Here is a 21,727-nt window from a genome sequence, read left to right on the forward strand (position 1 = left end):
CAGCCCTTGCTCGCCTTCGCTTCAGAGGTAGAGCCCGGTCGAGTCCTCGGACCCTTCGAACCGGTCGGCCGCCACGGCGTGCAGATCGCGCTCCCGCATCAGCACGTACGCGACGCCCCGCACCTCCACCTCCGCCCGGTCCTCCGGATCGAAGAGGACCCGGTCCCCCGGCTCCACGGTCCGTACGTTCTGCCCCACCGCGACGACCTCCGCCCAGGCCAGCCGACGGCCCACGGCCGCCGTCGCCGGGATCAGGATGCCGCCGCCGGACCGTCGCTCGCCCTCGCTCGTGTCCTGCCGGACGAGGACGCGGTCGTGCAGCATCCGGATCGGAAGCTTGTCGTGCTGCTCGTTCCTGTTACCGCTCACGGCATCGAACCTACCTGCCTCAGCCGGACGGGCACCCCGCCGGGTCAGCCCTTACGACGCCGGGTACCCAGGGCCAGCAGCCCCACGAGCCCGACCACGACGAGGGCGACCGGCACGACCCGCTCCAGGCGGGGCGCGCCCTCCTCGTCCACGAACTGCGCCCTCACATCGCTCACAGCCCGGTTGACCTGGACATAGGCCCTCCCGAGCGTGTGGTCGACATTGGCGACGACCTTGGCCTTGGCGTCCCCGACGATCGTCTTCGGGTGCACCCGCACCCCGATCTCGTCGAGCGTCTCGGCCAGCACTTCACGGCGGCGCCTGATGTCCGCCTCGATCTGCGCCGGGGTTCTGGTGTCCGACGTGTCCGCCACGGTGAGGCCCTTTCGGAGTGAGCCGACGTTCCTGCTTGTTCTGGACAGTCTGTCAGTTCCCCGTGCGGCCGCACTGTCAGGACCCCCGGTTACGCTGGTGCGATGAGCGAGCGACTCCAGCCCGGGGACGTGGCCCCCGCCTTCACCCTCCCCGACGCCGACGGCAACGAGGTGTCCCTGTCGGACCACAAGGGCCGCAAGGTCATCGTCTACTTCTACCCGGCGGCGCTGACCCCCGGCTGCACCAAGCAGGCCTGCGACTTCACCGACAACCTCGACCTGCTGGCCGGCGCCGGGTACGACGTGATCGGCATCTCCCCGGACAGCCCCGAGAAGCTGGGCAAGTTCCGCGAGAAGGAGTCCTTGCAGGTCACCCTCCTGGCCGACCCCGACAAGAAGGTCCTCGACGCCTACGGCGCCTTCGGCGAGAAGAAAAACTACGGCAAGACGTACCTGGGCGTCATCCGCTCCACGATCGTCGTGGACGAGCAGGGCAAGGTCGAACGGGCCCTCTACAACGTCCGCGCCACCGGCCACGTCGCCAAGATCATCAAGGACCTGGGGATCTGACCTCCCACCCCCCCCGGAGCGGCCCGCACCGGCACCCGGCCCGGGCCGCTCCACACGTCCCGGCGGTTCAGCGTGACGCCCGGACGGACGGTTCGTTACTCCGTACGAGCCACGAACAGGTGGCCGGAAACGGAGGGGACCGATGGGGACGGACGCGTACAGCAGGGAAAGACTCGCGCCGGAGGTCGCCGGAGCGCGCAACTGGACCGATCTGATGCGGCGGCTCGGCCTCTCCACGAGTGGAGGTCAACGGCGCGTCCTGCAGGAGCAGGTGAGGCGCCACGGATTGGACACGAGTCACTTCGTGAGGCGCAGTCCGTGGCGCAAGTACCCCGACAGCGCCCTCGCGGAAGCCGCCGCCTCCTCCTCGTCGCTGCGCGAAGTGGCCCTGAAACTGGGTGCCACCCCCGCCACGGGAACGCTCTCCCACATCCGCCGCCGCATCATCGCGGCGGGCATCGACGTCACCCACTTCCCCGGGATGGACCGCCCCGAACCGGACCTGCCGTTCAGCGCGGAGGAACTGCGGACAGCCGCGGCCGCGGCAACGAGCGTGCGCGGTCTGGCCCGTGCGCTGGGCGTTCCCGACGACAGTCGTTCACGCGCGACGCTCGGCCGCCTGCTGACGCGCCAGGGTGTCGACATCAGTCACTTCTCCCATCGCCGCGCCACGATCCCCGAGGACCGGCTGAGAAGCCTGGTAAGGGTCTCCACCAGCTACGCCGACGTCATGCGGGGTCTGGGGCTGGCCGTCACCGACACCAACCACCGGCGCGTACGTCGCGCCGCTTCCCGCCTCGGTCTCGACACCAGCCACTTCAAGCGCCAGTCCTGGGGGCGGCCGGAACGCCCGGCGCCCCCGTCGACCGCCCATCGGGTGCTGGTCGTCCTGCCGGAACACGCCGGTCGAACGAACAGGACCCAGTTGCACCGAGCTCTCGTCGAGGTCGGAGAGCCCTACGCATGTGCGGAGTGCGGCAACACCGGTGAATGGCGCGGGCGCCCGATCACCTTGCAGATCGACCATGTCAACGGGGACTGGAGGGACAACCGCCGGGAGAACCTGCGCTACCTCTGCCCCAATTGCCATGCGCTCACGGAGACCTGGTGCCGGCGGAAGAAGACCGACCTGCTCGCCTGCTGACCTCCCGCCCCCGTACACTGAGTGCCGCCGGTCGGACAGGATGACCGTTTATGAGCGGCCGTGATGGAATTTGGCAGTCATGCTGGGTTTAGGTCCCAGTGGGTTCACACCCGTGTGGGTTCGAGTCCCACCGGCCGCACGCAGACGAGGGGCCGTCCGCCAGGGCGGCCCCTTCGCACGTCTCAGCCCAGCAGCTCCCGCACCACCGGCACCAACGCCCGGAACGCCTTGCCCCGGTGGCTGATCGCGTTCTTCTCCTGCGCCGTGAGCTCCGCGCAGGTGCGCCTCTCTCCCTCCGGCTGGAGGATCGGGTCGTAGCCGAAGCCGTTCGTGCCGGCGGGGGCATGGCGCAGGACGCCCCTCAGGTGTCCTTCGACGACGCGCTCGGTGCCGTCGGGCAGGGCGAGGGCGGCCGCGCAGGCGAAGTGCGCGCCGCGGTGTTCGTCGGCGATGTCGGCGAGCTGGGCGAGGAGGAGGTCGAGGTTGGCCTTGTCGTCGCCGTGGCGGCCGGACCAGCGGGCCGAGAGGATGCCGGGGGCGCCGCCGAGGACGTCGACGCAGAGGCCGGAGTCGTCGGCGACGGCGGGCAGGCCGGTCGCCTGGGCCAGGGCGTGGGCCTTGAGCAGGGCGTTCTCGGCGAAGGTGACGCCGGTTTCCTTGACGTCGGGGACGTCGGGGTAGGCGTCCGCGCCGACGAGGTCGTGGGGCAGGCCTGCGTCGGCGAGGATCGACCTGAGTTCGGTGATCTTCCCGGCGTTGCGGGTGGCGAGGATCAGGCGGGTCATGGCCCCCAGTATCGCGGGGGCCGGGACCCGTCCGTCACGGGGTGCAGACCTTCGTCAGTTCGCCGGCGGCGTCGGTGACCGGGTTGAGGTCGGGTGTGGTGTCGCCCTTGTCGACGGACGTGCGGACGTTGGCGACGGCGTCGCGCAGGTCGTCCACCGCCTTGTTGACGTCGGTGTTGTCGGTCCGGTCGCCGATCTTGTCGAGGTTCTTCTCGATGGAGGTGAGGGACTCGTCGAGCTGTGTCGGGTCGTTCGCGGCGTTCTCCACGGCCTGCTGGAGGTCGGTGACGCTGTCGGCGATGGCGTCGGCGGTGCTGACGCAGTCGAGCGCCTTGTTGACGGCGTCGCAGCCGGTGGTCGTCAGGCCGACGGTCAGGGCGACGGCGGCCGTGGCGGCGGCGATGGCGGTGCGGCGGCCCCGGCGTCGTACTCGGCTCGCGGACATGGCTGTGTTCCTCCCCTAGTGCAGGCCCTGGGGCCCCCGTGGTTCGGCGGTGGCGCTGTGCCGTGGTGCGTGCCGCCGTGTACTGCCCAAGACGCCGTCGCGGGCGGCGGGGTTGCCGTGTGTGCCGCCCGTCTTTGGGACGCCCTTTACTTTTCCAGGACCGTATCAAGTGCCGCGCGCTGGAGTGCGGCCAGTTCGGTGCAGCCGGAAACGGCGAGGTCGAGCAGGGAGTTGAGTTCGTCGCGGGCGAACGGCTCGGCCTCGGCGGTGCCCTGGACCTCGACGAAGCGGCCGTCGCCGGTGCAGACGACGTTCATGTCGGTCTCGGCGCGGACGTCCTCCTCGTAGCGGAGGTCGAGGAGCGGGACGCCGTCGACGATGCCGACGGAGACGGCGCTCACGGTGCCGGTCAGCGGTTGGCGGCCGGCTTTGACGAGTTTCCTGCCGCGGGCCCAGGTGACGGCGTCGGCGAGGGCGACGTACGCGCCGGTGATGGCGGCGGTGCGGGTGCCGCCGTCGGCCTGGAGGACGTCGCAGTCGAGGACGATCGTGTTCTCGCCGAGGGCCTTGTAGTCGATGACGGCGCGCAGGGAGCGGCCGATGAGGCGGCTGATCTCGTGGGTGCGGCCGCCGATCTTGCCGCGGACGGACTCGCGGTCGCCGCGGGTGTTGGTGGCGCGGGGCAGCATGGAGTACTCCGCGGTGACCCAACCTTCGCCGCTGCCCTTGCGCCAGCGGGGGACGCCTTCGGTGACGGAGGCCGTGCAGAAGACCTTGGTGTCGCCGAAGGAGACGAGGACGGAGCCTTCGGCGTGCTTGCTCCAGCCGCGTTCCAGGGTGACCGGGCGGAGTTGTTCGGGGGTGCGGCCGTCGATTCGAGACATGCGCTGAGCCTAGTCGTGCGTGAGGGGCTCCTCCTTCGGGGGAGGAGCCCCTCACGGGTGGGCTCGCGGTGGGTGTCCGGGGCTCACATCATGTCTTCGATCTCCGCGGCGATGGGGTCGGCGTCGGTGCCGATGACGACCTGGACGGCGGTGCCCATCTTGACGACGCCGTGGGCGCCGGCGGCCTTGAGCGCGGCCTCGTCGACGAGTGCGGCGTCGACGACCTCGGTGCGCAGCCGGGTGATGCAGCCCTCGACCTCTTCGATGTTGTCGATGCCACCGAGCCCGGCGACGATCTTCTCAGCCTTGCTGGCCATGTCCTTCTCCCTGAATCCCTGACTGCTTTGTGGCAGTAACCCACAGTTGGCTCAACTTTGCGAGCGATCGCGCCGGATGTACCGAAAGATGACGTCACAGCAACGAAATCGTCCGTAGCTGGTCTACACCACCTGACAGGCGGTCGCCAAACCATGAGTGCCGAGAGCGCCGACACCACGGTCAGTCCCGCGCGCGCCCGTTGGAACGCGTTGTTCCAGGGTCTGCAGAAGATGGGCCGCAGTCTGCAACTGCCGATCGCGGTGCTGCCGGCCGCGGGCATCCTCAACCGGCTCGGCCAGCCGGACGTGTTCGGGGACGACGGGCTGGGCTGGACGGACGTCTCCAAGGTGATGGCCGGGGCGGGCGGTGCGCTGCTCAACGCCGAGCTGGGGCTGCCGCTGTTGTTCTGCGTGGGTGTGGCCATCGGGATGGCGAAGAAGGCGGACGGGTCGACGGCGCTGGCGGCGGTGGCGGGGTTCCTCGTCTACTACACCGTCCTGCGGCAGTTCCCGGAGGACTGTCCCTCGGGGTCGACGGCGATCCCGAACATCGGCTGTCAGGCGACGGTGGACCAGACGGTGGTGGCGTTCACGTACCAGAATCCGGGGGTGTTCGGCGGGATCGTGATGGGGTTGCTGTCAGCGTTCTTCTGGCAGCGGTACCACCGGACGAAGCTGGTGGACTGGCTGGGGTTCTTCAACGGGCGGCGGCTGGTGCCGATCATCATGTCGTTCGTCGCGATCGCGTTCGCCGCGCTGTGCCTGTGGGTCTGGCCGCCGATCGGGGACGGGCTGGAGAGTTTCAGCGACTGGCTGGACGGCCTGGACGCCTGGGGTGCGGGTGTCTTCGGTGTCGCCAACCGCGCGTTGCTGGTGATCGGGCTGCACCAGTTCCTGAACGTGCCCATCTGGTTCCAGTTCGGCAGCTACACCAAGCCGGACGGTCAGGTGGTGCACGGCGACATCAACATGTTCCTGGCGGGCGACCCGGACGCGGGTCAGTTCACCTCGGGCTTCTTCCCGATCATGATGTTCGCGCTGCCGGCGGCTGCGCTCGCGATCACGCACTGCGCGCGGCCGGGTCGCCGCAAGGAGGTCGGCGGTCTGATGCTGTCGGTGGCGCTGACGTCGTTGGTCACCGGTATCACCGAGCCGATCGAGTACTCGTTCCTGTTCGTGGCGCCTCTGCTGTACGCGGTGCACGCGCTGCTGACGGGGGTGTCGATGGCGGTGACCTGGGGGCTCGGGGTGCACGACGGGTTCAGTTTCTCGGCCGGGCTGATCGACTACGTCATCAACTGGAACCTGGCGACCAGGCCGTGGGCGATCATTCCGATCGGCCTGTGCTTCGCCCTCCTCTATTACGTGATCTTCCGTTTCGCGATCTCCAGGTTCGACCTGAAGACGCCGGGGCGTGAGCCGGAGGAGGAGCGGGAGGACGTCACGAAGGCCTGAGGGGTGCGGGGCGGGCGGAAACGGCCGCTGAGCGTAGCCCTCCGGTTGCAGTTCTGACGGGTTACTTATATCGCCTTCATCGTGCTACAACATGGTCTACACCACTGAGTGGTGTAGACCACCACCCGATGGAGGAAGTCTATGAGCACCGCCACCTCGCCAACGGCGGCCCCCACGAAGAAGTGGGGATCCGGCCTGATCCAGGGCCTTCAGAAGGTCGGCCGCAGCCTCCAGCTGCCCATCGCCGTGCTGCCGGCGGCGGGCCTGCTCCTGCGGTTCGGTCAGGCCGACGTGTTCGGCAAGGACGGTCTCGGCTGGGACAAGGTCGCGGCCGTGTTCGCCACCGCGGGCGGCGCGATCTTCGACAACCTCCCGATGCTGTTCTGCATCGGTGTCGCGATCGGCTTCGCCAAGAAGGCGGACGGCTCGACCGCGCTGGCCGCCCTGGTCGGCTTCCTGGTCTACAGCAACGTCCTGAAGGCGTTCCCGGTCACCGAGGCCAAGGTCCAGGCCGGCGCGGACATAGCCGCGACGTACAACAACCCCGGCGTCCTCGGCGGCATCGTCATGGGTCTGCTGTCCGCCGTCCTGTGGCAGCGGTTCCACCGCACCAGGCTGGTGGACTGGCTGGGCTTCTTCAACGGCCGCCGTCTGGTGCCGATCATCATGGCCTTCGTCGGCACGCTCATGGGCGTCTTCTTCGGGCTGGTCTGGGAGCCGATCGGTGAGGTCATCTCCGACTTCGGCGAGTGGATGACCGGTCTCGGCGCCTTCGGCGCGGCGCTCTTCGGCCTCATCAACCGCGCGCTGATCCCGATCGGCATGCACCAGTTCGTCAACACCGTCTCGTGGTTCCAGCTCGGCGACTTCAAGGACGCGGCGGGCGAGATCGTCCACGGCGACCTGAACCGCTTCTTCGCCGGGGACCCGACCGCGGGTCAGTTCATGTCCGGCTTCTTCCCGATCATGATGTTCGGTCTGCCGGCCGCCGCGATCGCGATCGCCCACGCCGCCCGCCCCGAGCGCCGCAAGGCCGTGATGGGCATGATGGTCTCGCTGGCGCTGACCTCCTTCGTGACCGGCGTGACCGAGCCGATCGAATTCTCGTTCATGTTCATCGCGCCGGTGCTGTACGCGATCCACGCGATCCTGACCGCCGTCTCCATGGCGGTCACCTGGGCGCTCGGCGTCCACGCGGGCTTCACCTTCTCCGCGGGCGTCATCGACTACGGGCTGAACTGGAACCTGGCCACCAAACCCTGGCTGATCATCCCCATCGGCCTGGTCTTCGCGGCGATCTACTACGCGGTGTTCCGCTTCGCGATCGTCAAGTTCAACCTCCCCACCCCGGGCCGCGAGCCCGAGGAGGAGGTCGAGGACCTCACGAAGGCCTAGGAACTCCGGAGCTCTGAGGGCTCCGCACGGCACGACGAAGGCCCCCGGAGCCCTGAACCGCTCCGGGGGCCTTCGTCGTGCCGCGGCCGTCAGATCTCGTACGACGTCCTGGGCACCGCCAGCTCCACCGGCCCGTCGTACACCGCCCGCGCGTCCGCGAGGTTGACCTGCGGGTCGGTCCACGGGGGGATGTGGGTCAGGACCAGGCGGCGGGCGTTCGCCCGGGCCGCCGTCTGCCCCGCCTCGCGCCCGTTGAGGTGCAGGTCGGGGATGTTCTCCTTGCCGTGCGTGAAGGCCGCCTCGCACAGGAACAGGTCGGCGTCGCGGGCGAGTTCGTCGAGGGCCGTGCTGACGCCGGTGTCGCCGGAGTAGGTCAGCGTCCTCCCGCCGTGCTCGACGCGGATGCCGTACGCCTCCACCGGGTGGGCCACGCGTTCGGTGTGCACCGTGAAGGGGCCGATGTCGAAGGTGGAGGGTTTGACCGTGTGGAAGTCGAAGACCTCGCTCATGGACGAGGCCGAGGGGGTGTCGGCGTAGGCCGTGGTGAGGCGGTGCTCGGTGCCCTCCGGTCCGTAGACCGGGATGGGGTCGCAGCGTCCGCCGTCGTGGCGGTAGTAGCGGGCCACGAAGTAGGCGCACATGTCGATGCAGTGGTCGGCGTGCAGATGACTCAGGAAGATCGCGTCGAGGTCGTAGAGACCGCAGTGGCGCTGCAGTTCGCCCAGGGCGCCGTTGCCCAGGTCGAGGAGCAGCCGGAAGCCGTCGGCCTCTACGAGGTAGCTCGAGCAGGCCGATTCCGCGGACGGGAACGACCCCGAGCAGCCGACGACGGTGAGCTTCATGAAGAGAAACCTCCGCTGGCGGGAACCGAAGGAGACGGAACACCGGGAAACAGATCGTGGAACGAACGGTCGGTCAAGGAGCGAGGGGGTCGTGCGGTCCGTCGAGCGTAAGGCGCAAAACGTCCGGTCGCTCCTCCGCCAGGGGCCGTTGTGGGCGAACTCACCTGTGCTGTCACCGGTTCGGCTGGTCACGGGGCGCTTGTGGCGCGCACGAGGGCGCGCGGTGCGGGAGGGCGCCGGTACCGTCGTCCTCATGGACATGTCCTGGTGGTCGGCGTTGGCCGTGGTGGTGCTGCTGGCGCTCGTCGCCGCGCTCGTCGACGGCCACGGGCGCGGTCGGCGTCCGGGCGGCGGTGGTCGGCGTCCGGGCGGTCGGCGTCCGGCCGGGGGCAGGACGCGGCCGCCCGGTCGGCCGGGGCGCCGTCCGGGCGCGGCGGGGCGGCCTCGGCCGGCGGAGATCTGGTGGGCGAAGGTGCCCTACGAGGACGGGCCGGGCGCGAAGGACCGGCCGTGTCTGGTGCTGGTGGTGCGCGGGGACCGGGCGACCGTCGTCAAGATCACCAGCAGGTACCACGGTGAGCGGCCCGGGGTGATCGCGTTGCCGCCGGGCGCCGTCGGGGACGCGCGGGGGCGGACCAGTTTCCTGGAGACGGACGAGCTGCGGCAGGTCCCGGTCGGGGAGTTCCGGCGCCGGGTGGGTGTGGTGGACCCGGTCCTGTGGGACCAGGTCCGTCACCTGGCGGCGTAGCGCTCCGTGGGGTTCACGCCCAGAGCTGGCCCTGGAGCGTCTCGATGGCCTCCTCCGTCGTGGCGGCCGTGTACACGCCCGTCGACAGGTACTTCCAGCCGCCGTCGGCGACGACGAACACGATGTCCGCGCTCTCGCCCGCTTTGAGCGCCTTCTTTCCGACGCCGATCGCGGCGTGCAGCGCGGCGCCCGTGGAGACGCCCGCGAAGATGCCCTCCTGCTGGAGCAGCTCGCGGGTGCGGGTGACGGCGTCCGCCGAGCCGACCGAGAAGCGGGTGGTGAGGACGGAGGCGTCGTACAGCTCCGGGACGAAGCCCTCGTCGAGGTTGCGCAGGCCGTAGACCAGGTCGTCGTAGCGCGGTTCGGCGGCGACGATCTTGACGTCCGGCTTGTGTTCGCGCAGGTAGCGGCCGACGCCCATGAGGGTGCCGGTGGTGCCGAGGCCCGCGACGAAGTGGGTGACGGAGGGCAGGTCGGCGAGGATCTCCGGGCCGGTCGTGGCGTAGTGGGCGCCGGCGTTGTCCGGGTTGCCGTACTGGTAGAGCATCACCCAGTCGGGGTGCTCGGCGGCCAGTTCCTTGGCGACGCGAACGGCGGTGTTGGAGCCGCCCGCGGCCGGGCTGGAGATGATCTGCGCGCCCCACATGCCGAGCAGGTCCCGGCGTTCCTGCGAGGTGTTCTCGGGCATCACGCACACCATGCGGTAGCCCTTGAGCTTGGCGGCCATGGCGAGGGAGATGCCGGTGTTGCCGCTGGTCGGCTCGAGGATGGTGCAGCCGGGGGTGAGGCGGCCGTCCTTCTCCGCCTGTTCGATCATGTGCAGGGCCGGGCGGTCCTTGACCGAGCCGGTGGGGTTGCGGTCCTCCAGCTTGGCCCAGATACGGACGTCGGCGGACGGCGACAGCCGCGGCAGGCGCACCAAGGGGGTGTTGCCCACCGCGGCCAGCGGGGAGTCGTAACGCATGGGGGTCGACGGCCGATCAGGCCATGCCGCCGGCCACGGCCGGCAGGATCGTCACGGTGTCGCCGTCGGCCAGCTTGGTGTTGATGCCGTCGACGAAACGGACGTCCTCGTCGTTCAGGTACACGTTGACGAAGCGGCGCAGCCGGCCGTCGTCCACGATGCGGGCATGGATGCCCGCGTGCCGGGTCTCGAGGTCGGTGAACAGGTCGGCGAGGGTCTCACCACTGCCCTCCACCGCCTTCTGACCGTCGGTGTACTGGCGGAGGATGGTGGGGATGCGGACCTCGATGGCCATGGCTCAGGGCTCCTGTCGGGAGTGGTCAGGTCGGTAAGCGCGCGGCAGCGCTGGTACGGCGGGGTGGTGCGGTGCGCCGCGGCTCACGGGCCGTACGGCGGCAGGGGCAGCGTCAACAGATGGCGCTGGCGAGCCTGCACAGGTCGACGTGCAGCCGCGCCACGAGCAGCATGCCCGGCGTCCTGTCGCTCACGTCGTTCACAACCATGGGCTCATCGTATCGATTCCCGGACGGGCCCCCCGAGTGTGATCCCACATGGTGGACGCGATCCGGCCGAGTGGTGAGACGAGGCTCTTCAGGCGGGTCGTCACGCGGACCGGCGCCGGACCAGCCGGGTGGGCACGACCACCGGGGTCGCGGCGGTGGGGGCCTCGAACAGCAGCCGGGCCATCAGGCGGCCCATCCCCTCCACGTCCTGGTGGACGGTGGTCAGCGGCGGGTCGGTGGACTCGGCGATGGACGTCAGGTCGTCGAACCCGACGACGGCCACGTCCTCGGGCACCCGGCGGCCGTGCTCGCGCAGGGTCTGCAGCGCGCCCGAGGCCATGAAGTCGGAGGCGACGAAGACGGCGTCCAGGTCGGGGCGGCGGTCCAGCAGCGCGGCCATGGCGTCGGCGCCGCCCTGCCGGCTGTAGTCGGCCTTCTGCACGAGGTCGGCGGGCGCGTCGGGGAGGGCGTCGCGGTAGCCGGCGAGGCGGTCGGCGGCGGAGTTCTCCTGGTCGTAGGGGCCGGTGACGGTCGCGATGCGGTGGCGGCCCAGGGCGATCAGGTGGCGCACGGCCAGCCGGGCTCCGCCGCGGTTGTCGCCGTCGACCCAGGTGTGGCCGGGCGGGGCGGCGCGGTCGCCGGGGAGGGGGCGGCCGCCGAAGACGGCGGGGATGTCGAGCCGGTCGATCATCTCGTGGAGCCGGTCGCCGGGGCGCAGCGGGAACAGCACGGCGCCGTCGACATGGCCGCCGCCGAGGTAGTCGGCCACGCGCGCGTGGTCGTCGGGTTCCTCCAGGAAGAGCAGGACGGCCTGGGCTCCGTGTGCGGCGAGTTCCCGGCGCACCCCGTGTAACAGGAGGTCGAAGAACGGGTCGAGGAAGAGACGGCCGTGCGGCGGGGTCGCCACGACCGCGACGGCGTGGGTGCGCCGGGTGACCAGCTGGCGGGCGGCCTGGTTGGGGACGTAGCCCAGCGCGCCGATCACGTCCCGGACCCGCTCGACGACCTCCGCGCTGACCCGCCCCTCGCCGTTGACCACCCGCGAGACCGTGGACCTCGACACGCCCGCCTGCCGGGCGACGTCTTCGAGCGTGGGGCGCCGTGCGTTCGTACGTTGCGTCAACACCGTCTCCTCGGGAGCGAGTTGTGAATGCGCTTTCGGGGAAACGGTAGACGCAGTGTGCGGCGGGCGCCCGGATCAGTACGCCTCGACGACCTGTACGTCCTCCTCCGTCACGACGCCCTCGACGATCCGGAACGAGCGGAACTGGAACTCGCCCCCGCCGTCGGTGTCGGCGGTGGAGACCAGGACGTAGTGGGCGCCGGGCTCGTTGGCGTAGGAGATGTCGGTGCGCGAGGGGTAGGCCTCGGTGGCGGTGTGGGAGTGGTAGATGACCACCGGCTCCTCGTCGCGGTCGTCCATCTCCCGGTAGAGCTTGAGCAGGTCGCCGGAGTCGAACTCGTAGAACGTGGGCGACATGGCCGCGTTCAGCATCGGGATGAAACGCTCGGGGCGGTCGGAACCCGCCGGGCCCGCGACGACGCCGCACGCCTCGTCGGGGTGGTCCTTGCGCGCGTGCGCGACGATCCGGTCGACGAGGTCCTGGGTGATGGTCAGCATGGTCGCCAGGATAAGCAGAGGGGCCGTCCCGTACCGAGGTGCGGTACGGGACGGCCCACATGGCGGACGTCCTGAGCGGCGGCCGGAGGGGGCGCCACGAGTGCTCCCTCCGGCCGGACGTCCTGTTGCGGTGGTCAGCCCGCCTTCGCCGGCTCCGCGTCGCGGCGCCGGGTGACCTCGGGGTTGCGGGACTTCAGCACGGCCCAGCCGATCGCGAGGGCGGCGGCCCAGCCGGCCATGACGTACAGGCAGACGCGCGAGTCGGCGTCGTAGGCGATGAGGCCGGTGACGAAGAGCAGGAACGCGATGGCGACGTAGGAGCACTTCGCGCCGCCCGGCGCCGGGAAGGACGAGGCCGGCAGGCGGCCCGCGTCGACCGCGCGGCGGTAGAGGACGTGGCTGATCAGGATCATCAGCCAGGTCCAGATGCCGGCCGCGGTGGCGACGGAGGTGACGTAGCCGAAGGCCTTCTCCGGGACGACGTAGTTGAGGACCACGCCGATGCCCATGAAGAGGACGGAGACGAAGATGCCGAGGGCGGGCGTCTTGGTCGACGACAGCTTGCGGAAGGCGGCGGGGGCCTCACCGCTGTCGGCCAGGTTCCGCAGCATGCGGCCGGTGGAGTACATGCCGGAGTTGCAGGAGGACAGGGCCGCGGTGAGCACGACGAAGTTGACGATGGCCGCGCCCGCCGGGATGCCGATCTTGGCGAAGGCGGCGACGAAGGGGCTCACGCCCGGCGCGAACTCGGTCCACTTCACCACGCACAGGATGACGGTGAGCGCGCCGACGTAGAACAGCGCGATGCGCCACGGGAGCGTGTTGATGGCCTTGGGAAGCGTCTTCTCCGGGTTCTCCGACTCGCCGGCCGTGACGCCGACCAGTTCGACGGCGAGGTAGGCGAACATGACGCCCTGGAGGGTCATCAGCGAGGAGCCGATGCCCTTGGGGAAGAAGCCGTCGAAGGCCCACAGGTTGGAGACGGCGGCGGTGTCGCCGGCGGCGCTGAAGCCGAAGGTGAGGACGCCCAGGCCGATGACGATCATGCCGATCAGGGCGGTGACCTTGACCATCGAGAACCAGAACTCCAGCTCGCCGAAGAGCTTCACGGAGATCAGGTTGACCCCGAAGAGGATCACCAGGAACACCAGGGCCGTCACCCACTGGGGAATGGCCGGGAACCAGTAGTTGACGTAGATCGCGGCGGCCGTCAGCTCGGCCATGCCGGTGACGACCCACATCAGCCAGTACGTCCAGCCGGTGAAGTAGCCGAAGAACGGGCCGAGGAACTCGCGGGAGTACTCCGCGAAGGAGCCCGAGACCGGCCGGTACAGCAGGAGCTCGCCGAGCGCCCGCATGATGAAGAAGATGATCACGCCCGCGAGGGCGTACATGAAGATGAGGCTGGGTCCGGCCTTGGCGATGTTCGCCCCGGCTCCCAGGAACAGGCCGACGCCGATGGCGCCGCCGATCGCGATCATCTGGACCTGGCGGCTTCCGAGGCCGCGCTCGTATCCCTCTTCGGAGGTCTTCTCCGTGTCGACCTGTGCGGAGGTCATGTGTGTGGTGCGCCTTTCTCCATGCCGACCCGGGCCTTCGTCGGCCTCGGATCGGGTCTCGATCCCCCCGGATTGCTGGAGCTGTGCCTGGCCGGCGATCCGCCGGCTCGGTGGCGCACCCGGCCGAACATACGGGTGGTGTTCGCCGGGCGGTCGTGAAGATCTATCACGCCCGCCATAGTGATCGCCGGGCGCGGCTGTGGCGCATCACACAAGGAGAAGCGGTCAAACGAGACACAAAAGGGACACAGTCGGCCGTGCCGGTGACGCGATCGTTATCCGGATTTGAGCGTCCGCTGAGCGAACACAGAACCCTCACATATCAGCCCATGAGCGTGGAGACGAGGGTCTCCTGGAGGCCGCCCAGCCACAGGTACGCCATCACCATCGGCTTGCGCGGGTCCTCGTCCGGCAGCCGGTAGAGGAGGTCGGTGTCGTCCTCGTCGACGATGTCCAGCCGGGTGCCGATCGCCAGCCGCAGGTCGTTGAGCGCGCCGAGCCACTGCCGGGACTGCCCCGGCGTGAGCTCCAGCAGGGCGGTGTCCTCGTCCTGCGGGGTGAGCGCGTCGAGGGAGCGCACCACCGCGAGGGCGTTGTCGCGCTTGCCGGCCCGCAAATCGTTCTCCGTGTAGCGGCGGAACTCCGCCGAGTACGACCGCCGCTCCTCCGCCTCGCGGGGGCCCGGGGTCGCCTCCGGGTCGGTGTAGGCGTCGGGGAAGAGCCGTTTGAGGACCGGGTCGGAGGGCGGTTCGCTCGGCCCCTCGGCGAACAGCTCGGCGAGCGGGTCGTCGGGGGCGTCCTCGGCGGGACCGGGGCCGACCAGCTCCAGCAGCTGCACGGCCAGCGAGCGGATGATGGAGATCTCGACGGTGTCGAGCGCGACGGCCGCGCCGCCGCCGGGGAGCGGTTCGAAGTGTCCGGGCATCAGTGGGGTGACTACTTCCGATCCTGCTGGAGGGTGGCCCACAGGCCGTAGCCGTGCATCGCCTGCACGTCGCGTTCCATCTCCTCGCGGGAACCGCTGGAGACGACCGCGCGGCCCTTGTGGTGGACGTCGAGCATGAGCTTGGTGGCCTTGTCCTTCGGGTAGCCGAAGTACGTCTGGAAGACGTACGTCACGTAGCTCATCAGGTTGACCGGGTCGTTGTGGACGATCGTGACCCAGGGGACGTCCGGCTCGGGTACGGCGAAGACCTCCTCCGCCGACTCGGTGCGTTCGATCTCTACGGGAGCGGGTGACGTCACACAGCCCATGCTGCCACGGCTCACCGAAATCGTCACACCGACGAAAAGGGAGTACGATGCATCGTCATGAACACTGCGGACCTTGGGTTGCCGGTCGACGTGCCCTCGACGGCACTGTTCACCGACCAGTACGAGTTGACGATGTTGCAGGCCGCGCTGAAGGCGGGCACCGCCGGACGGCGCAGCGTGTTCGAGGTGTTCACCCGACGGCTGCCCGAGGGGCGGCGCTACGGCGTGGTGGCCGGCACCGGGCGTGTCCTGGACGCCGTGGAGAACTTCCGTTTCGACGCGGGCGTCCTGGGCTTCCTGCGCGAGCGGGGGATCGTCGACGAGGAGACGCTCGACTGGCTGGGCACGTACCGCTTCTCGGGTGACATCTGGGGCTATCCGGAGGGCGAGGTGTACTTCCCGGGCTCGCCGGTCATGCGGGTCGAGGGCTCCTTCGCCGAGTGCGTCCTCCTGGAGACCGTGATCCTGTCCATCCTCAACCACGACTCCGCGATCGCGGCCGCCGCCTCCCGGATGGCCTCGGCCGCCGGGGAGCGCCCGCTGATCGAGATGGGCGCCCGCCGCACCCACGAGCTGGCCGCCGTCGCCGCCTCCCGCGCCGCCTACGTCGGCGGCTTCAGCACCACCTCCGACCTCGCGGCGGGCTTCCGCTACGGCATTCCGACCGTCGGCACCTCCGCCCACGCCTTCACCCTGCTGCACGACACCGAACGCGACGCCTTCCGGGCGCAGGTCGACTCCCTGGGCGGGCACACGACCCTCCTCGTGGACACCTACGACGTCGCCGAGGCCGTCCGCACCGCGGTGGAGGTGGCCGGGCCCGAGCTCGGTGCGGTGCGCATCGACTCCGGCGACCTGCTGCTGGTCGCGCACCGGGTGCGCCAGCAGCTCGACGAGCTGGGCGCCACCGACACCAGGATCATCGTGACCTCCGACCTCGACGAGTACGCCATCGCCTCGCTGGCCGCGGCCCCCGTGGACGCGTACGGCGTCGGCACCCAGCTGGTGACCGGCTCCGGGCACCCGACCTGCTCCATGGTCTACAAGCTGGTGGCCCGCGCCGAGTCCGCCGAGCCGAAGGCGCCGCTGGTGCCGGTGGCGAAGAAGTCCTCGGGCGGCAAGACCTCGGTCGGCGGCCGCAAGTGGGCCGCGCGACGCCTGGACGCCGAAGGGGTCGCGGAGGCCGAGGTCGTCGGCACGGGCCCGGTCCCCGCCGAGCTGGCCGGCCGGCAGCTGCTGGTCGAGCTGGTCAGGGGCGGCGAGACGGTCGCCCGCGAGCCCCTGGACGTCGTCCGCGACCGCCACCTGGCGGCCCGCGCCAATCTGCCGCTGTCCGCGACACAGCTCTCCCGCGGGGAACCCGTCATCCCGACGGAGTACGTACAGGGACGGTCGGGTAGCTAGGGGGTGTTTCGAAGTCCCTGTACAGCACCCACGGCGCCCGGCACGCCCTCGCGCCGCACCGGCCGAAAGCACGAGTACATCCGGTACGAGCGCCTTCGTCCGGCACGCCGAGAGCACGCACGCACCGGACACCGCGGGCACCGCACAGGACTTCCGACGCACCCGCTGGGGGACTGCCGGCCCCGGCCGGTTTCTCCGCCGGAGCCACCGGCCGGGGGACGCCCCCTCCCCCAGCGCCGCCGAAGTCTCTACGCTCAATTACTTCACCCACAGTCGAAGGACACCCACCATGCGCCGCGCCTTGATCGTCGTAGACGTGCAGAACGACTTCTGCGAGGGGGGCAGCCTCGCGGTGGCCGGGGGTGCCGACGTGGCCGCCGCGATCACCGAGCTGATCGGGCAGGCCCCCGCCGGGTACCGGCATGTCGTGGCCACCCGCGACCACCACATCGCACCCGGCGGACACTTCGCCGACAACCCCGACTTCGTCCACTCCTGGCCCGCGCACTGCGTCGCGGGCACCGAGGGCGTGGGCTTCCACCCGAACTTCGCGCCGGCGGTCGCCTCCGGCTCGATCGACGCCGTCTTCGACAAGGGCGCCTACTCGGCCGCGTACAGCGGCTTCGAGGGCACCGACGAGAACGGCGTCACGCTGGGCGACTGGCTGCGCGCCCGGGAGATCGACGAGGTGGACGTCGTCGGCATCGCCACCGACCACTGCGTGCGGGCCACCGCGCTGGACGCGGCCCGCGAGGGCTTCCGCACGCACGTCCTGCTCGACCTGACCGCCGGAGTGACCCGCGAGAGCACCGAGCGGGCGCTGGAGGAGCTGCGGGCCGCGGGCGTGGAGCTGTCCGGCAAGCCGGTCGTCAACCGGTAGTGCCGGGGGCCTGCGTGGCCGCCGCCGGGCGGCGCAGCAGGGCGCGGATCGGGTGCCACAGCTCCGGGACCGCCGGGACGGTGTTGCCGGGCGCGGTGCGCCAGACGAGACCGTCCGGGTGGTGCAGGACCGCCGTGATCTCGTCCGGGCTGGGCGGGGCCGCGTTGCCCCGCAGGTAGACGGCGCGCAGGCCCAGGTTGCGGAGCCTGGTCAGGGCTCGGGCGCGGTTCTGGGCGAGGACGAGGACGCGCACGGCGGCCGCTCCGTCGGCGGCGGGACTGGGCAGGTTCAGCGCGACCACCACCGAGCCGTTGGGCAGCTTGCAGAAACCTCCTGCGGCCATGCGGTCACACCCCCGTGTGTATCGGTGTCAATAAGAAAAGCACAGGAGGCACCTAAACACGATCGGCGGCGACCCGCCAGTGGGTCACCGCCGATACGCATTTGACCTGCGGAAACGTCGTCTACTTGAGCGACGGTCCGACCTTGACCGTGATCGTCGAGCCGCTCAGGGGCTCGTTGACGATCTTGATCGAGGTGTTGGTGTCAGTGATCCTGACGCCGGCGAGGGGGATCGACTCGTCGTAGTAGTCCGACAGGCTGTCGTCGAAGAACGGGACGCCCGGACGGGCCTTGATCTTCGTGGCGACGTCGTCCTTGTGCAGCGTGATCGCGTCCGTCGGCCACCAGCTGAACGTGGAGTCGAAGGCCTGGATGCGGTTGCGCATCGGCGTGCCGTCGGCCCACTTCAGCGCGGTCGGGTGGGAGTCGATCGGCAGGATCAGACCCTCGCCCGGGTGCTGGCTGGTGTTGTCGTCCGCCTGGGAGGTGTCCCACTTCCAGATCAGCAGACCGTTCTGGTACGGGTAGTGCTCCACCCACTCCGGACGGGTCGTGGAGAAGCCGTAGTTGTACGGGCCGACCTTGAGGGTCTTGTCGTACGACACGTACTGGCGGTTCTCCGCGATGTAGAACTGCTCGTAGTCGTCCGTGATGGCCGCGCCGATGCGGGAGAAGCCGTTCGCCGTCCAGGCCGCGTCCGCGCTCTCCGCGTTGTCGGAGAACAGGGGCGCGCCGTCGGCCGTCACGGTGATCTGGTCGGCCGCGAAGCCCTTCTGTGCCACGCCGCCGTCGGTGGCGTAGCGGAAGCGCAGGGTGACCTTCTTGCCCGCGTAGGCGTCCAGCGGGAAGGTCAGCTTCTGGTAGGCGTCGACCGTGCCGGTCAGGGCGGGCTTGCCGCTGCCGTCGCGCGGGACGGCGCTGCCGTCGGCGAGCTTGCCGTCGATCGGCGTGAAGGTGGCGCCGTCGTCGGTGGACACCTCGGTGTAGAGGAAGTCGTAGTCCGTCTCGATGTCCCACCAGCCGTCCAGCGTCAGCGCCGCCGACGACTTGCCGGTCAGGTCGACCGAACGGGTGAGCGTGTTGCGCAGGTCGTCACCGCTGCCGCTCCACCACTGGGTGGCGCCCTGGGCCGGGACGACGACGTCGGTGCTGACCGTCTTCTTCGGCAGCTCGACGATCAGGGCCTGCGCGTTCTTGGTGTTGTACTCCGCCAGACCCAGCTTGTGGGTGGACTTCACGCCCGCCTTGGCGACGTCGTAGTCGAGCCAGCCGAGCTGGAGCTTGTCCCAGGCGTTCATGTCGCCGGGCAGGTCGCCGATGGAGTCCTTGCCGGTGCCGAGCCAGGAACCGGAGGACATCAGCGTCCAGAAGCCGGTGGAGTTCTCGCCGCCGCCGGAGGTGTCGTACTCGTCGGGCAGGCCGAGGTCGTGGCCGTACTCGTGGGCGAAGACGCCGAGGCCGCCGTTCTCCGGCTGGATGGTGTAGTCGCCGACCCAGATGCCGGTGTCGCCGATCTGGGCGCCGCCGAGCTTGTTGGTGTCGGGGCCGGTGGAGCCGGCGTCGGTGCCGAAGGCGTACCAGCGGTGCGCCCAGATGGCGTCCGCGCCCTGGGCGCCGCCGCCCGCGGACTCGTCCTCACCGGCGTGCACGATCTGGAAGTGGTCGATGTAGCCGTCGGACTCGTTGAAGTCGCCGTCGCCGTCGAAGTCGTAGCGGTCCCACTGGTCGAACTCGGCGAGCTCCGCCTTGATCTCGGCGCTGTCGGCGCCGGCGGCCTTGCGCTCGGCGACCCAGGCGTTGACGCCGTCCTGCACGGCGTACCAGGCGCCGGTGGCGGCGTCGTTGGAGCCGTAACGGGCCTCGTTGTAGGGGACCTTGACCCAGTCGGTGACCTCGCCGTCGACCGAGTAGCGGCCCGAGGACTGCTTCTCGTAGTACTTCTTCAGCGACTCGACGCCGGGGCCGGTGCCGAAGTAGAGGTCCTCGAAGTGCTTCTGGTCGTAGTCCGCCTGCCAGGCGGTGCTGTTGTTCTGCTTGCGGTCCGGCTGGGCTATCCGGTTGTGCAGCGGGCCGGGGGTGCCGCCGTAACGCGGGTCGACCTGGTCGCCGAACTCGACCAGGATCGTGAAGATCTTGTCGGTCTTCTCGCGGCCGAGCTCGACGTACTTGCTGTCGCCCCTGCGGCTGTCCAGCTCGACGACCTTCGAACCCTCACGGTTCGTCACGGTCGCCTCGCCGGTGATGACCTGCTTGAGGGCCTCCTCGCGCTGGGCCTCCTGCCTCTTGCTGAGCGGCCCGTCGAAGTCGTGTTCGTGGACCTCGGCCGGCTGCGGGTCCTGCCGGTCCACCGCCGGAGCCTTCGCCGACGGGTTGTCGGCGGCCTGGGCCACGGCGAACGTCGAGAACGTCGCCGAGGCCGCCGCGAGGGCGACGACCGTGGCGGCCGTCCTGAACGTCCAGGATCTACTGGTCACTTGATGCCTCCCCCACGCGTCCTGCCACGCGGAGAGGGATCCATGTCAAGGGAAGTCCGCGTGCGGTTATACGCGTGTAGTCAAGTGACGTCATTTGACTACTGGTTGAGAAGAAAAGACAGACCTTGACTTGAGCAGGACAACTGCATTATTGGGAGTCGATGTTCGTATTGCGGACGCATGAACGTCACTTGACGGGCGCGCAGACCTGTCCGGGGAGTGGACAGCATGACTCCGTGCGCCCCCTGTGCACCGGCACCGTGGGTTAGGTCACGCTTACTGCTCGTTCCCCTCGGGCATGCAGCCGAATAGAGTCGAGATCGCCCCCGTTCCCGAGGACACGATTGCCATGCCTCGTCCGACTGTCGCACAGCTCACATACGGTTCCTGCACCGTCATCCTCTCGGCGCTCGCCATGCTGCTGCTGTCGCAGACCGGTTCGGGCCCCGTGATCGGGGTCATCGCCGTCACCGCGGTCGCCCTCGGCGTACTGGTCGCCCTGAGGCTGCCGGTGCCCCGGCGCACCCCCGTCGTCGTGGCCCGCTCCGGTCCGGTCTCGCCCGTGCCCGTCCCGGTCGCCGCGGCGCCCGAGCCGGTCCGGGAACCGTCGGCCCCCTGAACGACGCGGTACAGGGCCCGTGCCGGGCACCCGGCACGGGCCCTGAGCCGCGCGCGCTGCCGGGGCGTCAGCCGGTGCTGACCACCACCGTCTTGGCCGCCTTGTCGTGCAGGCCCTGCTTGTACGGCTTGTCGAAGAAGCTCCAGCCGCCGCAGATCGCCGTCCACAGACAGGCGCAGCAGAACGCGAACGGCACCCACAGCACCAGGGCGCGCACCAGCGAGGTCTGCATCGACGGGGTGGAGCCGTTGTCGAGGTCGGCCACCCGCATGCCCAGCCACTTCTTGCCGAGCGTCTGCCCGCCCCGTGCGGTCATCAAGGTGTCGTAGCCGATGTAGAGGACGGCGGCGACGAGGGACTGTGCGAAGGACTTGCCCACCTCGATCCGGTCACCGTCCATGGTGTACTCGTTGACACGGAAGGCCCAGGTCAGCAGCCAGACGACGACCGCGACCATGATCATGTCGATGATGCGGGCGAGGGTGCGCCTGCCGCTGTCGGCGAGCGGCGGCATGCCGGCGAGCGGGTCGGAGGGGTAACCGCCGTACGGGTCGCCCCCGTACGGGCCGCCCGGGCCGCCGCCCCCGTACGGCGGGGGCTGTCCACCGGGACCGCCGCCGGGCGGCCTGTCGTACGGGGAGCCCGGCGGGCCCTGCGCGCCCTGCCCCGGACCGTACGGGGGCTGCTGCGGGGGCTGCTTCCTGAACGGGTCGTCCTCCGGCGGCTCGCCGCCGGAACCGGGGGGCGGTTGGGTCGTCATGGCCCGAGTCGACCGCGAA

General features: G+C 69.9%; 26 protein-coding genes and 1 tRNA gene. 9 read left to right on the forward strand and 18 right to left on the reverse strand.

The genetic code is table 11. The features are described 5' to 3' along the window. Positions 1-21: 21 nt before the first annotated feature. Entirely contained in the window at positions 22-324 is a 303-nt protein-coding gene (locus ACZ4YY_RS26570) for a GroES family chaperonin (RefSeq protein WP_205615585.1), read from the reverse strand. Positions 325-413: 89 nt separating this feature from the next. Beyond that, on the reverse strand, positions 414-743 hold the full coding sequence (locus ACZ4YY_RS26575) for a DUF3618 domain-containing protein (RefSeq protein ID WP_468295117.1): 330 nt from the start codon (positions 741-743) through the stop codon (positions 414-416). A gap of 102 nt (positions 744-845) precedes the next feature. On the opposite strand from ACZ4YY_RS26575, the gene bcp reads away from it, so the two are divergent. From bcp to ACZ4YY_RS26590, 3 genes are all read left to right on the forward strand, one after another. Beyond that, complete coding sequence (bcp, locus tag ACZ4YY_RS26580) at positions 846-1,313, forward strand: thioredoxin-dependent thiol peroxidase (protein ID WP_468295122.1); 468 nt, start codon at positions 846-848, stop codon at positions 1,311-1,313. A gap of 304 nt (positions 1,314-1,617) precedes the next feature. Continuing rightward, positions 1,618-2,457: an HNH endonuclease signature motif containing protein gene (locus ACZ4YY_RS26585; RefSeq protein WP_468295125.1), complete on the forward strand. Its 840-nt coding sequence runs from the start codon at positions 1,618-1,620 to the stop codon at positions 2,455-2,457. Between the two features lie 54 nt (positions 2,458-2,511). Next, a tRNA-Leu gene (locus ACZ4YY_RS26590) sits at positions 2,512-2,596 on the forward strand. 43 nt (positions 2,597-2,639) lie between these two features. Here ACZ4YY_RS26590 and rdgB read toward each other — a convergent pair. The 4 genes from rdgB to ACZ4YY_RS26610 form a co-directional block, all read right to left on the reverse strand. Continuing rightward, positions 2,640-3,242, reverse strand: coding sequence for an RdgB/HAM1 family non-canonical purine NTP pyrophosphatase (gene rdgB / locus ACZ4YY_RS26595; RefSeq protein ID WP_468295131.1), 603 nt, complete (start codon positions 3,240-3,242; stop codon positions 2,640-2,642). 34 nt (positions 3,243-3,276) lie between these two features. After that, a complete protein-coding gene (locus ACZ4YY_RS26600; protein ID WP_468295136.1) occupies positions 3,277-3,687 on the reverse strand; it encodes a hypothetical protein in 411 nt (136 codons plus the stop codon). A 146-nt stretch (positions 3,688-3,833) separates the two neighbouring features. Next, a complete protein-coding gene (rph, locus tag ACZ4YY_RS26605; RefSeq protein ID WP_468295140.1) occupies positions 3,834-4,571 on the reverse strand; it encodes a ribonuclease PH in 738 nt (245 codons plus the stop codon). 83 nt (positions 4,572-4,654) lie between these two features. Next, complete coding sequence (locus ACZ4YY_RS26610; RefSeq protein WP_468295144.1) at positions 4,655-4,888, reverse strand: PTS sugar transporter subunit IIB; 234 nt, start codon at positions 4,886-4,888, stop codon at positions 4,655-4,657. 153 nt (positions 4,889-5,041) lie between these two features. Between ACZ4YY_RS26610 and ACZ4YY_RS26615 the strand changes: the two genes are divergently transcribed. Both ACZ4YY_RS26615 and ACZ4YY_RS26620 read left to right on the forward strand, forming a co-directional pair. Further along, positions 5,042-6,343 carry a PTS transporter subunit EIIC gene (locus ACZ4YY_RS26615; protein ID WP_468295150.1) on the forward strand — a complete coding sequence of 434 codons (1,302 nt, stop codon included), beginning with the start codon at positions 5,042-5,044 and terminating at the stop codon, positions 6,341-6,343. Positions 6,344-6,484: 141 nt separating this feature from the next. Beyond that, the gene (locus ACZ4YY_RS26620) at positions 6,485-7,738 is read left to right on the forward strand and encodes a PTS transporter subunit EIIC (protein ID WP_468295153.1); all 1,254 of its coding nucleotides are present in this window, start codon (positions 6,485-6,487) and stop codon (positions 7,736-7,738) included. Positions 7,739-7,827: 89 nt separating this feature from the next. On the opposite strand, the gene ACZ4YY_RS26625 is transcribed toward ACZ4YY_RS26620, so the two are convergent. Then, the gene (locus ACZ4YY_RS26625; protein WP_468295159.1) at positions 7,828-8,580 is read right to left on the reverse strand and encodes an MBL fold metallo-hydrolase; all 753 of its coding nucleotides are present in this window, start codon (positions 8,578-8,580) and stop codon (positions 7,828-7,830) included. A 253-nt stretch (positions 8,581-8,833) separates the two neighbouring features. On the opposite strand from ACZ4YY_RS26625, the gene ACZ4YY_RS26630 reads away from it, so the two are divergent. Further along, positions 8,834-9,328, forward strand: a complete 495-nt coding sequence (locus ACZ4YY_RS26630) for a type II toxin-antitoxin system PemK/MazF family toxin (protein WP_468295164.1) — start codon at positions 8,834-8,836, stop codon at positions 9,326-9,328. A 13-nt stretch (positions 9,329-9,341) separates the two neighbouring features. On the opposite strand, the gene ACZ4YY_RS26635 is transcribed toward ACZ4YY_RS26630, so the two are convergent. The 8 genes from ACZ4YY_RS26635 to clpS form a co-directional block, all read right to left on the reverse strand. Continuing rightward, positions 9,342-10,292, reverse strand: a complete 951-nt coding sequence (locus ACZ4YY_RS26635; protein ID WP_468295167.1) for a PLP-dependent cysteine synthase family protein — start codon at positions 10,290-10,292, stop codon at positions 9,342-9,344. Between the two features lie 16 nt (positions 10,293-10,308). Beyond that, complete coding sequence (locus ACZ4YY_RS26640; protein ID WP_468295170.1) at positions 10,309-10,587, reverse strand: MoaD/ThiS family protein; 279 nt, start codon at positions 10,585-10,587, stop codon at positions 10,309-10,311. A 112-nt stretch (positions 10,588-10,699) separates the two neighbouring features. Further along, entirely contained in the window at positions 10,700-10,795 is a 96-nt protein-coding gene (locus tag ACZ4YY_RS26645; protein WP_468295173.1) for a putative leader peptide, read from the reverse strand. Between the two features lie 100 nt (positions 10,796-10,895). Further along, complete coding sequence (locus ACZ4YY_RS26650) at positions 10,896-11,918, reverse strand: LacI family DNA-binding transcriptional regulator (protein WP_468295176.1); 1,023 nt, start codon at positions 11,916-11,918, stop codon at positions 10,896-10,898. A 75-nt stretch (positions 11,919-11,993) separates the two neighbouring features. Further along, positions 11,994-12,416: a M67 family metallopeptidase gene (locus ACZ4YY_RS26655; RefSeq protein WP_468295179.1), complete on the reverse strand. Its 423-nt coding sequence runs from the start codon at positions 12,414-12,416 to the stop codon at positions 11,994-11,996. Positions 12,417-12,550: 134 nt separating this feature from the next. Further along, positions 12,551-13,975, reverse strand: coding sequence for an amino acid permease (locus ACZ4YY_RS26660; protein ID WP_468295183.1), 1,425 nt, complete (start codon positions 13,973-13,975; stop codon positions 12,551-12,553). 322 nt (positions 13,976-14,297) lie between these two features. Beyond that, positions 14,298-14,900 (reverse strand): DUF2017 domain-containing protein, encoded by a 603-nt coding sequence (locus tag ACZ4YY_RS26665; RefSeq protein ID WP_468295188.1) that lies wholly within the window; start codon positions 14,898-14,900, stop codon positions 14,298-14,300. Positions 14,901-14,911: 11 nt separating this feature from the next. Then, on the reverse strand, positions 14,912-15,229 hold the full coding sequence (clpS, locus tag ACZ4YY_RS26670; RefSeq protein ID WP_360962866.1) for an ATP-dependent Clp protease adapter ClpS: 318 nt from the start codon (positions 15,227-15,229) through the stop codon (positions 14,912-14,914). Positions 15,230-15,286: 57 nt separating this feature from the next. Between clpS and ACZ4YY_RS26675 the strand changes: the two genes are divergently transcribed. Further along, a complete protein-coding gene (locus ACZ4YY_RS26675; protein WP_468295192.1) occupies positions 15,287-16,633 on the forward strand; it encodes a nicotinate phosphoribosyltransferase in 1,347 nt (448 codons plus the stop codon). A 289-nt stretch (positions 16,634-16,922) separates the two neighbouring features. Then, on the forward strand, positions 16,923-17,513 hold the full coding sequence (locus ACZ4YY_RS26680; protein WP_468295195.1) for an isochorismatase family protein: 591 nt from the start codon (positions 16,923-16,925) through the stop codon (positions 17,511-17,513). Here ACZ4YY_RS26680 and ACZ4YY_RS26685 read toward each other — a convergent pair. Together ACZ4YY_RS26685 and ACZ4YY_RS26690 are read right to left on the reverse strand one after the other, a co-directional pair. Continuing rightward, positions 17,503-17,856 (reverse strand): hypothetical protein, encoded by a 354-nt coding sequence (locus ACZ4YY_RS26685; protein WP_468295200.1) that lies wholly within the window; start codon positions 17,854-17,856, stop codon positions 17,503-17,505. The genes ACZ4YY_RS26680 and ACZ4YY_RS26685 overlap by 11 nt on opposite strands. 121 nt (positions 17,857-17,977) lie before the next feature. Continuing rightward, complete coding sequence (locus ACZ4YY_RS26690; protein WP_468295203.1) at positions 17,978-20,329, reverse strand: immune inhibitor A domain-containing protein; 2,352 nt, start codon at positions 20,327-20,329, stop codon at positions 17,978-17,980. A 349-nt stretch (positions 20,330-20,678) separates the two neighbouring features. Between ACZ4YY_RS26690 and ACZ4YY_RS26695 the strand changes: the two genes are divergently transcribed. Then, on the forward strand, positions 20,679-20,948 hold the full coding sequence (locus ACZ4YY_RS26695) for a hypothetical protein (RefSeq protein ID WP_468295206.1): 270 nt from the start codon (positions 20,679-20,681) through the stop codon (positions 20,946-20,948). A 67-nt stretch (positions 20,949-21,015) separates the two neighbouring features. On the opposite strand, the gene ACZ4YY_RS26700 is transcribed toward ACZ4YY_RS26695, so the two are convergent. After that, entirely contained in the window at positions 21,016-21,708 is a 693-nt protein-coding gene (locus ACZ4YY_RS26700; RefSeq protein WP_468295209.1) for an RDD family protein, read from the reverse strand. Between the last annotated feature and the right edge of the window lie 19 nt (positions 21,709-21,727).

The organism is Streptomyces sp. NPDC030143 (assembly GCF_055573695.1).

Coding starts and splice junctions, on each gene's coding strand:
- ACZ4YY_RS26570 (WP_205615585.1), bottom strand. CDS start 324: ATGCTGCACGACCGCGTCCTCGTCCGGCAGGACACGAGCGAGGGCGAG.
- rph (WP_468295140.1), bottom strand. CDS start 4,571: ATGTCTCGAATCGACGGCCGCACCCCCGAACAACTCCGCCCGGTCACC.
- ACZ4YY_RS26645 (WP_468295173.1), bottom strand. CDS start 10,795: ATGGTTGTGAACGACGTGAGCGACAGGACGCCGGGCATGCTGCTCGTG.
- ACZ4YY_RS26625 (WP_468295159.1), bottom strand. CDS start 8,580: ATGAAGCTCACCGTCGTCGGCTGCTCGGGGTCGTTCCCGTCCGCGGAA.
- ACZ4YY_RS26660 (WP_468295183.1), bottom strand. CDS start 13,975: ATGACCTCCGCACAGGTCGACACGGAGAAGACCTCCGAAGAGGGATAC.
- ACZ4YY_RS26680 (WP_468295195.1), top strand. CDS start 16,923: ATGCGCCGCGCCTTGATCGTCGTAGACGTGCAGAACGACTTCTGCGAG.
- ACZ4YY_RS26675 (WP_468295192.1), top strand. CDS start 15,287: ATGAACACTGCGGACCTTGGGTTGCCGGTCGACGTGCCCTCGACGGCA.
- ACZ4YY_RS26635 (WP_468295167.1), bottom strand. CDS start 10,292: ATGCGTTACGACTCCCCGCTGGCCGCGGTGGGCAACACCCCCTTGGTG.
- ACZ4YY_RS26655 (WP_468295179.1), bottom strand. CDS start 12,416: ATGCTGACCATCACCCAGGACCTCGTCGACCGGATCGTCGCGCACGCG.
- ACZ4YY_RS26610 (WP_468295144.1), bottom strand. CDS start 4,888: ATGGCCAGCAAGGCTGAGAAGATCGTCGCCGGGCTCGGTGGCATCGAC.
- ACZ4YY_RS26665 (WP_468295188.1), bottom strand. CDS start 14,900: ATGCCCGGACACTTCGAACCGCTCCCCGGCGGCGGCGCGGCCGTCGCG.
- ACZ4YY_RS26630 (WP_468295164.1), top strand. CDS start 8,834: ATGGACATGTCCTGGTGGTCGGCGTTGGCCGTGGTGGTGCTGCTGGCG.
- ACZ4YY_RS26615 (WP_468295150.1), top strand. CDS start 5,042: ATGAGTGCCGAGAGCGCCGACACCACGGTCAGTCCCGCGCGCGCCCGT.
- ACZ4YY_RS26620 (WP_468295153.1), top strand. CDS start 6,485: ATGAGCACCGCCACCTCGCCAACGGCGGCCCCCACGAAGAAGTGGGGA.
- ACZ4YY_RS26685 (WP_468295200.1), bottom strand. CDS start 17,856: ATGGCCGCAGGAGGTTTCTGCAAGCTGCCCAACGGCTCGGTGGTGGTC.
- bcp (WP_468295122.1), top strand. CDS start 846: ATGAGCGAGCGACTCCAGCCCGGGGACGTGGCCCCCGCCTTCACCCTC.
- rdgB (WP_468295131.1), bottom strand. CDS start 3,242: ATGACCCGCCTGATCCTCGCCACCCGCAACGCCGGGAAGATCACCGAA.
- clpS (WP_360962866.1), bottom strand. CDS start 15,229: ATGGGCTGTGTGACGTCACCCGCTCCCGTAGAGATCGAACGCACCGAG.
- ACZ4YY_RS26600 (WP_468295136.1), bottom strand. CDS start 3,687: ATGTCCGCGAGCCGAGTACGACGCCGGGGCCGCCGCACCGCCATCGCC.
- ACZ4YY_RS26695 (WP_468295206.1), top strand. CDS start 20,679: ATGCCTCGTCCGACTGTCGCACAGCTCACATACGGTTCCTGCACCGTC.
- ACZ4YY_RS26700 (WP_468295209.1), bottom strand. CDS start 21,708: ATGACGACCCAACCGCCCCCCGGTTCCGGCGGCGAGCCGCCGGAGGAC.
- ACZ4YY_RS26640 (WP_468295170.1), bottom strand. CDS start 10,587: ATGGCCATCGAGGTCCGCATCCCCACCATCCTCCGCCAGTACACCGAC.